7 protein-coding genes are annotated in these 14,706 nt (G+C 42.5%); 4 read left to right on the top strand and 3 right to left on the bottom strand.

The window, feature by feature from the left end; genetic code table 11:
* Nucleotides 1-25: 25 nt before the first annotated feature.
* On the bottom strand, nucleotides 26-3,997 hold the full coding sequence (locus DW103_RS11785; RefSeq protein ID WP_122276422.1) for a hybrid sensor histidine kinase/response regulator transcription factor: 3,972 nt from the start codon (nucleotides 3,995-3,997) through the stop codon (nucleotides 26-28).
* A 225-nt stretch (nucleotides 3,998-4,222) separates the two neighbouring features.
* On the opposite strand from DW103_RS11785, the gene DW103_RS11790 reads away from it, so the two are divergent.
* The 3 genes from DW103_RS11790 (at nucleotide 4,223) to rocF (ending at nucleotide 7,809) form a co-directional block, all read left to right on the top strand.
* Nucleotides 4,223-5,452, top strand: a complete 1,230-nt coding sequence (locus tag DW103_RS11790; protein WP_122276360.1) for an MFS transporter — start codon at nucleotides 4,223-4,225, stop codon at nucleotides 5,450-5,452.
* A 240-nt stretch (nucleotides 5,453-5,692) separates the two neighbouring features.
* Nucleotides 5,693-6,901 carry an ornithine--oxo-acid transaminase gene (rocD, locus tag DW103_RS11795; RefSeq protein WP_122276362.1) on the top strand — a complete coding sequence of 403 codons (1,209 nt, stop codon included), beginning with the start codon at nucleotides 5,693-5,695 and terminating at the stop codon, nucleotides 6,899-6,901.
* 11 nt (nucleotides 6,902-6,912) lie between these two features.
* On the top strand, nucleotides 6,913-7,809 hold the full coding sequence (gene rocF, locus DW103_RS11800) for an arginase (protein ID WP_122276364.1): 897 nt from the start codon (nucleotides 6,913-6,915) through the stop codon (nucleotides 7,807-7,809).
* A gap of 380 nt (nucleotides 7,810-8,189) precedes the next feature.
* Here rocF and DW103_RS11810 read toward each other — a convergent pair whose 3' ends face one another.
* Complete coding sequence (locus tag DW103_RS11810; RefSeq protein ID WP_122276424.1) at nucleotides 8,190-10,484, bottom strand: BamA/TamA family outer membrane protein; 2,295 nt, start codon at nucleotides 10,482-10,484, stop codon at nucleotides 8,190-8,192.
* Nucleotides 10,485-10,557: 73 nt separating this feature from the next.
* Nucleotides 10,558-13,857: a translocation/assembly module TamB domain-containing protein gene (locus DW103_RS11815; RefSeq protein WP_370453481.1), complete on the bottom strand. Its 3,300-nt coding sequence runs from the start codon at nucleotides 13,855-13,857 to the stop codon at nucleotides 10,558-10,560.
* Between DW103_RS11815 and DW103_RS18645 the strand changes: the two genes are divergently transcribed.
* Complete coding sequence (locus DW103_RS18645; RefSeq protein WP_370453482.1) at nucleotides 13,813-13,986, top strand: DUF3060 domain-containing protein; 174 nt, start codon at nucleotides 13,813-13,815, stop codon at nucleotides 13,984-13,986. The two genes, DW103_RS11815 and DW103_RS18645, sit on opposite strands and share 45 nt — an antisense overlap.
* Nucleotides 13,987-14,706 lie beyond the last annotated feature (720 nt).

Below are 14,706 nucleotides of genomic sequence, written 5' to 3' on the forward strand. Positions count from 1 at the left end.
CTTTTGTTTTCAGAGCTTTATATTTTTAAGTATTTCGGTGTTCTTTTGCATATTTGGATGGACTCGTACCGAATTGTTTGATGAAAGCCGACCAGAAATAAGATTGTGAGCTGAAACCAACGGTTTCTGAGATTTCATATATCTTCATGTTTCCTTGTATCAGTAGCTCGGCAGCCTTTTTCAGGCGGCTGATTTTTATCAGGTCATTGGGCGTCAGATCCGATATGGCTCGTATTTTGCGGTAAAGTGTCGGGCGGCTTAAGTGCATCAAATCTGCTATCATATTGACATCCAAATCTGGATTACTAATATTCTCATTGATGATATTATTCAGCTTTTCGAGGAAATTCTCATCTGCTTTTGTATAAGCCATCGACTTCATGTTGGCGATTGGAGATTTAAAATAGAATTTGCGGATATTGTCGCGGTTGGAAAGCAAATTCGATATTTGGGCCATCAACAAGTTGGAGGAGAAAGGCTTTTCTATATAAGCATCGGCTCCCAGTTCCAACCCTTCCAGTCTGGACTGGAGTGTATTCTTGGCTGTTAGTAGTATGACTGGAATATGGCTGAATTCAATATCGGTTTTTACTTCTTTCAGCAGGGCGAAACCATCCATGATTGGCATCATAACATCGCTGATAATCAGTTGGACACTGTGTGATTTTAATAAATCAATGGCTTCGGCGCCATTTCCGGCTATCAGCACATTATAGGATTGATTTACCTCATCAGCGATGAAATGACTCATTTCTTTGTTATCCTCCACTATTAAAATACTCGGACGCCCTTCTTCCTGAATGTAAGTGACTTCGTGTTCGATGGTGCCGGCGGTAGTCTCTTCTTCTTCCGGTTTTATGGATTCCGGTAATTTTACTGGTAACGTCAGACGAAACATCGTCATGGAAGAGCTGTCGGGAAATTCTTCTACACGGAGTGTTCCATGGTGCATTTCAGCCAGTGAACGGGCTAGCGGTAATCCCAATCCGGTTCCCGGCTTATTTTCGCTTCCTCCTACCCGGTAGAACGGCTCGAAAATCTTTTCTTTTATTTCGGAAGGAATCGGTTTTCCATCGTTTATAAAGTCGACCATGAAGGTTTCATAATCCGATGATAACTGTATACGAATGATAATGCTATTGTCTGCATATTTGATTGCGTTTGAAAACAGGTTACTGAAAATTTTGGTGATAGCCTCTTTATCCACAAAAACATACAATTCCTGCATTGTCAGGTCAAGGTTCAGCAGCAAATTATGTTCTGTTGCCATCTCTTGGAAGCGACGAGCTGTTTCAGTCAGTAAGGTAACGATTTCCGTACGAACGAAACTGAGCCGATAACCTTCTATTTCTGTTTTGCGGAAATCAAGCAGCTGATTGACCAAGGACAATAGACGAGATACATTTTTATCCATCAGTATCAGTGAATTGTTTTCTTTCTCGCTGATATTCTCCGATTTAAGAAGTCGTTCGAGCGGATTTTTTATCAGTGTCAGCGGAGTTCGTATTTCATGGGCGATATTAATAAAGAAATCTATTTTAGCCTGATATAATTCTTTTTCTTTCTGGTCTTCAAATAATTGCATATGATAAGCCATTGTTCTCTTCGTTTTTCTTCTCCATGAATAAAGGGAAAAGAAAAGAATAGCCAATACAACGATAATATATATGATATAGGCTGTGTCCGATACCCACCAAGGAGGTAATATCGTGATTTGTAATCTGGTAGGAGTATCGCTCCAATTATTCGACAAGTTTGCGGCACGAACCTCGAATGTATAATCACCGGGATGCAATTCTGTGAAATAGACAGTGTTACGTTCACCGATTGGCATCCATTCCTTATCCATATTTCCCATCCGGTAAGCATATTGAATGGAATTGGGTGCAATGAAATTTAAGGCGGAGAAATTAATACTGAATGTTGATTCCTTATGGGTGAGGGTTATTTTCTTTACAGGTGAAGAGGCGGAACAATTCAGGATACATTTTCCTCCAATTTCGTTTTGTATTTCCAATGAGCCTAAGTGTACATCCATCCTCTCGGCTGTCGGCTGTACTTCTAAAGGTTTGAAATGGATGAAGCCTTTTACCGTGCCGAAATAGAAAGTTCCTTTATCATCTTTGAATGCGGAATTGTCATTAAACTGCCGGGTAATAAGACCGTGAGCCTCTGTATAAGTGGTTATTTTACCGGTTTGTGTGTCCAGGCTTACCAAACCGTTGGCAGTACTAATCCACAAGTTTTCATTATCGTCAGGGAGAATGCGGAAAGCAACATTACTCGGCATCCCGTTTTTTACGGTATAATGAAGCGATTCGCCGGTTTGAAAATCATACTTAATAACCCCTTCTACCGTGGCAAACCACATGTTGCTTTCTTTATCTTCACACGCATCATTTACAAAATTATGTCGTTGTGTATTCAGCTTGTCGTAAGGCAGATACATACCTGTATTACTGACCGGATTGTAGTAGAAACTACGGTTGAACATACCAATCCATATTCTACCCAAACGGTCTTCGTAAATACAGTTCGCCGAGAAAGGGGGAAATTGAGGGGCATATAGAAAACGGTCATTTAGAAAATCGTATTTGTAAACACCATCGTCAGTGCCGACATAAATTTGCCCTTCTTGTGAAACTTTGATGCACCGTACCGTACTATTCTTTACCGTAGCCGAATCTTTCAGCAAACTATAGTGTTTGATTACTTTGCGGGTTTTTATATCCATCAGGTCTATACCATGTATGACATGTCCAATCCAGAGCTTGTCGCCGGAAGTTGCCAGACCGCGTATATTGGTGTGTGCCAGTCCTCTTTCGCCCGGGACCGGCTGGTAATTCGTGAAAGTCCCTGTTTTCTTTTCCAGACAGTTGATGCCTGCATCTTCAGTTCCAATCCAAATGTTTCCATAGATATCGGTACAAATATCACGTATGACTTCTCCTTTCAGCGAATGCTGTTCATTCCAAGGATAATAAACTTGGAAAGGACGGAAAGGGGAATAGTAGTTCACTCCGTTTTGGTGGAAACAAATCCAAATCCCGTTTTCGCGATCCCTGCAAAAAGCAGAGATAAAATGGCTGGAAAGTGCGTATGGATCTAATGGGTCTTGGCGGATACGCGTACATTCGCCACTGTTGAGCCGATAGATGAATAGTCCGGAATCGGTCCCAATCCAAAGTTCATCGGTGTCTTTCTCCAAAAAGCTGTTGATAAGTATCGTTCGCCGGTTAAGCTCTTGTATGTTCAAATCCTGATAAGTTCGGGTTACAGTATCGAAAACCTTTACGTCGTCATGCTCGAAAGCAATGTATATACGGTTTGCAGTGAGTGAGGGCTGGAGCATGAATAATTTTTTGGAAGAATAAGAAAGAGAGTGTGCAAACATATTATATGCTTCCGTGCTTCCGTCTTCCGGATTCAGTAAGGATATATATCCTTTTGAATCCCCGACCCATATATTATTTTCAGCTGTAATGCAGAAGGATGTATAATTTTGTTCATCTTTAGTAGAGAATATTTTGAATTGGTTGTCGTTTGTGTTGAATCGGATAAGGCTTCCATCCATTAGAATCCACAATTGATTGTCCATATCAAATTGAAAAACATGAATGCCTTTGTCTGAAGTAAAGGTGAGATGATGGAAGGATTCTGTAGTTTCGTTATAATGGTAAAGTCCGGAAAGAGTTCCCACCCATAAATCTCCGTTTTGGTCGCAGGCAAGATGGGTAATCCAGTTACTCCCGATGGTTTCCGGTATGTCCGGGTCATTTCGGAATACCTTGAATGTATAACCGTCGAAACGATTCAAGCCATCGCGAGTCCCAATCCAGATATATCCACTTTTGTCTTGTACACAGCTGGTTACCATATTGTCACTTAACCCGTTTTCTACCTGATAGTGGCGGAAAAGGTAGTTACTATCGTCAGCATGTGCCTGTGTTAGACAAAATATAAAGAATATGGATAAGATTAGCTTCAAATGTTTCATATATGTTGTTTGCGTTTGCGACCGAAAGATACTCAAAAATGTATTATCTGTTTTCATTTATTGTGTCATGGATTTGAAAAACTGTCTCAATACCCCTGATAATTGCAGAAAATGAGATGAATGCGGGAAAGTTTGCAACAAAGGTGGACTGAATATGGACAGGAATGTCTCTACCTTTGAATTCATAAAAACACAATAAATAAAAACTACCTTTATTTTATTATTATGGATACACTATCTTCAAATCAAGGATGCGCAACGAAAATCCAACTTTCTCTGATGATGTTTATGCAGTATATGTTAAGTGCCGTTTGGTGGGTACCGTTGGCGGCTTATTTATCACATACATTAAAGTTGGAAGTTTATCAGGTTTCACTGGTATTAAGTGCAATGGCAATAGGCGCAATGGCCTCTTCTTTTATAGGTGCGATTGCCGACCGTTATTTCGCAGCTGAGAAAATCCTGGCTGTATTAAATGTATTAACAGGCGTGTTCCTTCTGTTGGCTGCACAGCAGACGGCTTTTCCTCCGTTAATGTTTTTTGTGGTGATGGCAATGCTTTGTCACATGCCCACTCAGAGTCTGACCAGTACGATTGCAATGAGCCATGCTCCTTCCGAAGAATTCCCACGTATTCGTATGTTTGGCTCAGTAGGTTGGGTCGCTTCGGGAATTTTCAGCATTGTGGCTCTTCATGTTTTGAAACTTCAGGCTTTTGACACTACTAATTTGCCGATGTATTGTGGTGCCTGTGTTTGTTTGGTGGCGGCATTACTTAATTTGAGACTTCCTCATACCCCTCCGGCAGTTGATAAAAGTGCAAAAATATCATTTATGGATATTACCGGTTTCAGTGCATTTTCGCTGATGAAAGACAAAAATTACCGGGTTTTTATGATTTTGACTTTTCTTTCTATCATTCCTTTTAATTTGTATCATGTTTATGGTTCGATGATTTTGGCGGACGAGCATGTTCAAAATATAACCGTTACCCTGAATTTAGGACAATTGGCGGAAATGTTCTTTTTGGTTATAACAACCTCCATTCTTGTAAAATCCGGTATTAAGAAGACTTTGATTTTCGGTATGATTGCCTTGTTGGTACGTTATGTAGCCTTCTATTTCGGGGCGGAAACCGGACAGCAATGGTTTTATTATATCGGAATTATTGTACACGGGCTTATTTTCGGCCTCTTTTATGTGGGAGGACAAGTATATACGGATAATGTAGCTCCCAAAGAGATGAAGGCACAAGCACAAGGTTTGTTGTTTTTCTTGGTTTGGGGTATCGGCTTCCTTATCGGGACTTTGTGGAACGGTTGGCTGATAGGTCTTTTCCGTGATGGCGGAAAATGCGACTGGCCGGTCTTGTTTGTTATTTCATCTATATTCTCGTTTGTATTATTAATCCTATTTATATTCATGTTTAAACCTGTCTCGCTAAATAAGAAATGAGATTTGATATAGTTTTTAGATTAGATTTCAATATTTTTAATTCTCAATGTTGATTATATTAACCAAATACCCGACCGAAAGGACTGTACTTCCAAAATAGGTACAGTCCTTTTTTTGTCCGATTTATATGTTTCTTAACATGTACTTTTCTTTGACAATCTGTAAGTAGGTTTGTGTATCTTTGAGGTGAACATTGTAAGAAATGCTTACAATATGCTAAACTTTTAAATCGTGAACAGTATGAAACCGGAAGATTACATTACCCGTGAGGAAAAATATGGTGCACACAACTATCATCCTCTGCCTGTCGTTTTGAAAAAGGGCGAAGGCGTATTTGTTTGGGACGTGGAAGGAAAACGCTATTTTGACTTCCTGTCCGGTTATTCTGCTCTCAGTCAGGGGCATTGTCATCCGAAAATTATCGAGGCATTGAAGAAACAGGCTGAAGAATTAACGCTGGTATCGCGCGCTTTCCATGCTGATGTGCTGGGCGAATATATGGAATTTGCCTGTAAGTTTTTCGGATACGACAAACTTTTGCCGATGAATACGGGAGCCGAAGCTGTAGAGACTGCCTTGAAGCTGGCGCGCCGGTGGGGATATCGTGTCAAAGGCATTGCTTCGGAGCGCGCGAAAATTATTGTTTGCAGTGAAAATTTCCATGGTCGTACGATTACTATAATCTCAATGAGTACCGATCCCGGTTCGTATGCTGATTTTGGTCCTTATACTCCGGGTTTCATAAAAGTTCAGTACAACAATGTGCAGGAACTTGAAGAGGCTTTGAAAGAACCGGATGTTGTAGGTTTTTTAGTGGAACCGATACAGGGAGAAGCCGGTGTGGTAGTACCGGACGAGGGCTATTTACGTGTTTGTTATGAACTTTGCCGTCAGCATAATGTCCTGTTCATGGCAGATGAGATACAAACAGGGATTGGGCGTACCGGAAAGCTGCTGGCTTGCGATTATGAGGCGATTCATCCGGATATTCTGATTTTGGGCAAGGCTCTTTCCGGGGGAGTGACTCCTGTTTCGGCAGTTCTGGCAGATGATGAGATTATGTTGACTATTGCTCCCGGAGAGCATGGTTCGACGTACGGTGGAAATCCTTTGGCTGCCCGTGTGGGAATTGCTGCTCTCGAAGTGGTTCGTGATGAGAGATTATCGGAAAAAGCCTATGAGATGGGAGTCCTTTTCCGGGACGAAATGAATAAGATTGATAACCCAATGATAAAGAAGGTGCGTGGAAAAGGGCTTTTGAATGCTGTCGTTACTGAGCCTCATGGAGATAAAGTAGCTTGGGATATCTGCCTGGCTTTAAAAGAAAATGGTTTGATAGCCAAGCCGACTCACGACCATATCATCCGTTTTACTCCTCCATTGGTTATCACCCGTGAACAAATGTTGGAGGCTATCGATATTATACGGGAAACATTTGCACAATTTTAAGAAGTGTCGTTATGAAAATAAACGTTATAGGAGTCCCTTTAAATCTGGGATGTGATCGAGAGGGCGTAGAACGTGCCCCGAATCATCTTCGTGAACGTGGATTGATGCAATTGATACGGAAAAACGGTCATAAAGCGTTCGATTTGGGAAATTTGTATGTTCCTTCTGTTAGCGAAGCGGATAAATTTGCTCGTAGCCGTAGCATGAAGTATCTGGACGCTATTGTCGAGGTGAATAATAATCTGGCGGAATTGGTTTATGATACGCTTCGAGGAGGGGCTTTCCCGCTTGTTGTCGGAGGCGACCATTCGCTGGGTTTGGGGAGTGCTTCGGGTGTCGGCAAATGTTTTGATGATTTTGGTATTATCTGGCTGGATGCCCATGGAGACATCAATACAAGTGAGACCTCACCGAGTGGGAATATCCACGGTATGCCCCTGAGTGCCTTAATGGGAATGGGGAGTGAGGAGCTGGTGAATGTATATGCTCCGGGTAATAAAGTAACCCCTCAGAATGTCTTCCTTGTCGGGACTCGTAGCTTGGATGAGGGGGAAAGGGAATTGATTGAACGGGAACAATTGAGTGTTTATACCATGGATACCATCCATCTGAAAGGAATTGCGTTTGTTGCCGAAGATATCAAACGAAAGCTGAAAGAGCGTAAAATACGTAATATCCATTTCAGTATTGATGTAGATAGCATTGATCCTCGTTTTGCCCCGGGTACGGGAACGCGTGTCTGTGAAGGGCTTATGCCTGATGAATTTAAAGATTTTGTGGAACATATTCTTTCTACGAATTTAATCAAATCGATGGATATTGTGGAATTAAATCCGGAATTGGATATAAACGAACAGACTTCTGCCCTCTGTTTGGATATTATCGATTATATAACGGCACGACTATAACTGCTTATGTTTGATTTACCAAAATGTTCCACTATATCCCTTGCGGTGGAACAAAAGTTTCTGCATAGTGGAACAAAAGTTTCCATAGCAGGAAACAAAAGTTTCCTCGTAATGGAACAAAATGCTACATGCCGGAAGGATTCACTGATATTCCCGATTGTAATCCTCTTGATAGCTATTCGAACACTGTCTGCCCTTTCTATTCTGAAATGACTATTCGGTAGCGTTCCACAAACTTTTTTATGTAAGAAACCCGTAAAGGTGACAGCAATCCGCCCTTTTTATCAAGATGCGATTTGCTGCCACTGTGGGCGTAAGTTGTTGCTTGTTAGTGCTTAATGGTTGAAAAAGTGACAGTGGTGGCAGTAAGCAAGAAAAACTTAGAAAGGATATCCGATAGCCAGGTGTACGCCCATACCATCCCTGAAATTCGGAATATTATAATATCCTTTTTTCCCTGTATCATAGGGGACATGCAAACCTATTCCCCAATCCAGCCGGAGTACGATAAAAGTAAGGTCGTAGCGCAACCCGATTCCTGTTCCCAGAGCCAAATCTTTCAAAAAACGTCCCCATTTCAGCTGGCCGCCCGGACGTGCTCCGTCGTGGCGAAGCAGCCAGACATTCCCCGCATCCAGAAAGGTCGCACCGTGGAGGTCGCCCAAAATCGGGAAACGATATTCGAGATTGGCTTCGAACTTGATGTCACCTGTCTGGTCCAGGTATCCGTATTTTGTGTCGGTCGGATGGAAGCTGCCGGGACCGATGGAACGAATGGTGAATGCGCGGATACTGTTGGCTCCTCCGATATAAAATTGTTCGTTATAAGGAGTTGTATTTGAATTACCGTAGCTGTAGGCAATTCCTCCCATCAGGCGGCCAACCAAATGCTGACGACCTCCTAAGGCATAATTATAGCGGATTTCGCTTGTTACTTTTACAAATTGGGCAAATTTATTTTTAAATAATGTCTTGTCCTTATCGTTGAAATTCTTTCCGGCTATAGCATAGGCTGCGTCCAGAATATTACCGGCCTGAGTGACGGATGATTGCCACCAAAGATGGTTTTTGCGTGAAGTAATCGGGGAATCATCATACGTATAAGTATAGCCCATTGTTGGGATAAATTGATTGTCAAGGCTTCGTCCCAATGCTTTGTTTACACCGACTATAGAGTCGAATTCGTGTGTTGTATGCTGTAACAGTGAATAGGTTAGCTTGAATGGAGTCACAGAATGATGGCTGGTGGCTGTCGGTTGGAAATCATAAGAGGCACTTCCTCCGAATGCCAACATTTTGAAGAATTTAGCCCGGTTCAGTTGGTCTGCGTAAATACGGAAAGATGTACTGGATGGGTATTTCATATCTCCTTTTATCAGGCTCGGGAAAATAACTTCCGGGAAAGTTAATGTTCCGCTGACACCGAATTCCCAACTGTTGATTGCCGAATTGTTGCCTGATACTCGTTTACCGGTTTGCCATTCATAGGAACCACGCATACTGACACCAAATGTTTCACCTCCTCCGAAAATATTCCGTTTTGTCACACTAAAGATGGCTCCCGGCCCTGTTTGGTCGTTACTTTTGGTCGTTACGTTCAGTTCCAGCTCACCGTCGAGAGGCAGGTCGTATACCGTATTGATTTGCAAGTCGAGTGTATCGCAGCGGCGGGACGTGTCTTGTGGGGTGTATTGCATTTCCGAATAACGGAAAATGCCGAGTCGTGAAAATCCGGTTTGTGTTTTTTCTTGTTGCGATTGGGAATAGAGGTCGCCCGTTCTGAATTTCAAACGATTATAAAGAACGGAAGGGCGTACGCGCAGCTTCCCTTCATAAAAAATAGTCAGGTCCTTATAACGTAATGAATCTGTGGGTGGTTCGCTATTGAAACCGTTTAGCCGGATTGAAATATCTCCTATTTTCCACGGGCGCAAGGCAGTACGGGGAAGGCCCGGTTTGGTAGAAACACGTAAAGCTACGTATCCCGGATTCATGATTGTGTCAGCTTGGTAACTGATAAATTCCGGACGGAAATAATAAAAACCATTATTGCGAAGCAATGACGAGATACGTTGACGCTCTGATTCGAGCCGGGTGACATTGAAATTGTCTCCGTCTTTCAGCAGGCTTTCACCAATGTTGGTTTGGATGAGTGTGTCAATGCGGTGACGAAGACGGATATAGGCTATACTGTCGTAAGTGAAGGCTTTGTTCATCTCGACGTTATAACTGATTTTAGCTTTTTTCGGATTTTTTTGGTCTGGTTCTATTTGATAAGAGGTGGAACCATGAAAGTAGCCATATTCACGTAGTAGATTGTAGGCAACCTTGGTACGCACATCTGGATTTACGGTATTGATATATACCGGTTTGGCGGCGAGCTTTTTAAATATCCACTGTCCGATTTTCCCTTTTTTGTTGACGAAGGCATTATATACCCATAAACCGAATGGGAAAGGAACACGTATGGATGAGCTTCCTAACAAGGCATTATTAGGAGGATAAGCAAGTGCAGCCTCTATTTCCGTCAATGCCTCTTCTCCTTCGGCGCTTTTGTCTTCGTTTGTTACTTCTATCTTTTTAATACCTGTGTAGAGTACTTCGTCGTTCGGCAGGTTTTTGGTAGTCGAGCAGGAAGAAAGGAAAAGGCAACATAAGGCAAGAAATGTTCCCATTCCCCCACAAATGAACTTTCGTACAATTGTTTGTCCATTGTCTCCTCTGCAGTATATGTAATCGATATGTCTTTTATTTTTTTCCATCCTCTTCTTCCACCGGTTTAACTTTATTTTTCTTGAAAATAAACAGCTCTCGCAGGTGACGCATCTTCTTACGAAGAACAATACCCGCTCCTGTTTCCGTAATTTCGCCTTCCAGTAAACTTTCGTAATTCTTATCGTGGAAAAGCTTGATGTAGCGTGTACCGCTATTATCGAGGCGGTATTCGATGGCAACATTGTCGATGAATGGCTGTGCTTGTCCCTGATTGACATTCTCGCCTGTCGAGATACGACCTCCGAGAATGATGCTGATACGATCGTTATAAAAACGTTTGGCAAAACGGAAAGAGAAATCTGTCCGTTCGCCTCCGCCGGCATCACCATTCTGATCGTATTGTTCCATGCCGAGCGTGATATCTACCGATTTTAAAGCACTCCCGGCAATATTATTGATTTCACTCTGTAAGAAGCTGTTAAGTGCCGCTCCCATGTCGAGATTTGGTTTTCCGCCGCCACCGGCATTTTTATCATTAATGTTGAGATACATGCCGGTAACCAACATGGTGACTGCTATTTGTGAGCGTTCGCTTTCACCCATCTTGGATAATTCCTGTTGCATATTTTGGTCTTCAGGCGCCTGTATGACAAATTGCAATTGCAAGTTTTCCAGCGTTTGCTTGATGGTCACTCCTACATTGAAGGTGACGAGGCGTGGAGGTTGTTCGTTTAGTGTAACAGAAGCTCGTACACGTTCGGTTGCCGTTAGATTCATCATCGGGTCCATCGGATTTCCACTCCATTGTATATAACTGCCGTCTTGTATGTTGAATTCTTTCAGCGGGATAATCGGCATGGCGTATTTTACCGTTCCTCCCGTCAGGCTGTAACGTCCGTTCAAAATCATCTCTCCTTGTGTTGTGTATTGGAAAGATAAGTCACCTCCACCTTCAAGTTCGACACGGCTGGATTGGTCGGGAGTGATATCTGCATTCAGACGGACGGATTGGTCGATACGAATAGTCATCAACATATCCAAGCCTCCGATAGGAAGAGGTGCTTCAGGTCTTCTTCGCCTATTGACCAGTGTATCCGAGAAATCTGTGAATGTCACCAAATCAGCTAAACGATCCTGTGCAGTGAGCGGGGAATCCTGCATGACGTAAGTGACATTGGTTCCTCCTAACAATTGCAAGTCACCACGCATGATAAGGGCATTGAGAGGACCTTTTACCGTGGAGTTGAGATTAACAAGCAATTTCCCGTAAACCATGCTTTCCTTATTCCGTTTAACGTTCAGGAGTTGCATATTGTTGGCAGTCAGTTTCAGATTTGCCATCATCCGGGACGGGTTGTGGAAATCAATGTTTCCGTCTATTACAAACGGATTCGTCCCTGATGCGTAGATATTATATTTATTGAATTGAATCAAGTTGTCTTTTACATCAATCTTTTTCTCGTCAAAACGAAAACCGGAACCAACGGCTGTGACGAATACAGTGGAGCTATCCAGTTGCATATAACCGTTGACCAGCGGCTCTTTGCTGGTTCCGGTAATCGTCATTTCTCCTTGAAGTGCCCCGTTCAGCTTGGCCATGTTGTCCGGAATGAAAGGATTGGCCATCATTAGCGGCAAATCCATGACGCTGATATTCCCTTCTACATGTTCGCTTTTTCCTGCTTGATAAAGAGCGGTGACGGCAGTTACTTCATTTTGGTCGCAAAAGAGGTGCATATCTACCTGGTGCTTGTTGTCATTAAGAGGTAGATAAACCGCGTTGAACATTAATTCGCCAACCCGTCCGCCTTCATAAAAAAGGCTGTCTATGTGTGTGTCGGCAACTACCAGGAAACTGCTGTCGGAAGGAGCATATTGCAAGTCGGCACTCAGCATACCACGCATAGCCGGTATGTTAGGGAAACCTTTGGAGATAACGTCCAGATTAATCTGGCTGAGTTCTGCATGTAATTCCTCCATATTCTCTCCTTCTGGAAGGGAATGAATCCAAAGAGAGGCATTCTCATCGCCGCTTAGTCGAATATTTGCCTGAATATCTTTCATTCCTTTATAGAGAACGAAATTATCACTGTTCAGTTTGAATGGCCGGAAAGCAAGTATTGGATTATCCGGGAAAAGATGCAGGCGGATACCGCTTGGGTCTTTGTCTGCACGCAGTCCAAGTAAAACCCCTGTCTCTCCTTTTCCGTTTGTGTAATGAATTTCGGTATCTGCATAAGTATTTCTTATTTTACCTTTAATACCGGCAGTGAAAGGAGGCTGTTTGCGGAAAGGGGTCTTGATGACTTTCCCTTCGTATAACAGGCCGAGTGAATCCTGGCTTATTGTAAAACAGATGGTGTCAATCTTGCTTGTATCGCGCATCAGCGAAAAAATGTCTGCATCGAAAAGAAATCCTTCTTCCGGGGATGTACTGGCCTCGATTTGGATATTATTGAATGAAATGTCGTATTGCTGTAAAATGTTGTAAATGGGATTATCCTTACCGGCGGTTACTTGTAAGTTCATATCCGGAAGGAGAGGGCGGAAGGCGGGTATGTTTATGATGGAATCGCGTTCCAATTGTTTGTTCATATCTTCGCTGATTTTGCTGAACTTGTTTATCATAGTTTCCAAATCAGCATTGCCCGTAAGGATAATACCTAAGTCACCGGCATGGAAAGAGACACGGGTGGTATCTGTGGTACTTTGTGCGTGCAGTGTCAGGGTTTTCGGGTGGAATGTTCCGGTAGAATTAGTCAGTTCCCAGTTTCCGAGCGTGACGTCTACCAGATTATTTTTACCCATATCTGTTTCTGCTTCGGCAAAAAGCTGGAAGGATGTAGTGAGTGAATCATTCATCAAATGCATTCCGTAAAGGTCGAAATTATCCACGTCGGCAATCAACATCGCTTTAATTTCTTTTTTATAGAGGGTGGCATTGAGCGACATATCGATTTTTGCCAATGGATATTTGCTGAGTAAATCGAATTTAAGTAAGTTCTTTTCCAAAGAACCTGTGAGTGTGACATCTGATACGGTGGAAGTCCCGTAACGAATATCATTGATTTTGCCGTCCAATTTCGCATGTGTGGATGAAAGAAACGGATCAAAGCCTTTTCCTTCTACTTGCATGGAAGCTGCCAGCCAATAGAGCGAATCTTTTGGCAGAAAGTGAGTGGGTTGAAGACTGTCTATTTTTAGGTCGGCTTTGTAAGTTTCGAATGTAGGGTTGAAACTGGCGGTCAATCCGATGCTACCTTTATCCTGCAATAGTTGTAAATCAGCATGGTAACCTCTTTCTTTCAAATTGGCTGTACCGGTAAGTATCATTCCTTGCGGAATATTATACCGTTCCTTTTCTGCTGCCGGCAGGGTACTGAGAATGAAATTCAAATCTCCGGTCAATGCGTTAAGCTTCAGATTTCCGGAACGGCGAATACTATCCGTTACATGCTGTAAATCTCCGGATACATCTATTTTGATGACACCAGGTAATTCGGCTTTTAGCTGCCGGAGAAGGAGAGAGGAAAGATTCCCTTCCACGCCGGCTGTTAAAGTAAAATCTTTATTCGGATAACTGTTCTTGAACTGTTCTGGCAAGGTTCCCATAAAAAGAAACAAATCTTCTTTCCCCAGATTTGCCGTCAGTAAGGAGCGGAGTGTTCCTGCCGGTTCATCGCTAAACGAACTCCAAGGCAATGTTGCTAGCAAACGAAGCTCTGAATAGGGCGTTTGTAAAAGGAGTTGAGGTACTTGTATGATGGAACTGTCACTTTCAATGTTTCCTGTGAGTGAACGGATTGTCAAGCCGGAGCGATCGGTGGCTGTAAATTGTTTAATTTGTGCCTGCATATCTTTTCCGCCGTATAACAGAGAGTCTATATCGATATTGACATTGTTTAAATCTATATGCATCGGGTCGAAACCTGGTTGCGGATACCGATTATCGCCCTCATAACTCAGAGTTGAGCCGGAAAGAAGAAATTTTGCTGCGCTGTAGCGGGAACTACCTAAATCGACTAAACCATTGTTTAGTCCGGCTTTATCTATATAAGTACTGAAACGTAAAGAATCATTTGGTATTTGCATAGCGAAAGCAACCCGGTCAAGATTGATTTTATCTAGCAATAGCTTCCAGTTTATGGCTGTGGAAGTGGTATCGTTTTTTGTCGTGGTATC

Source organism: Parabacteroides sp. AM08-6 (assembly GCF_003473295.1).
GTDB lineage: Bacteria > Bacteroidota > Bacteroidia > Bacteroidales > Tannerellaceae > Parabacteroides.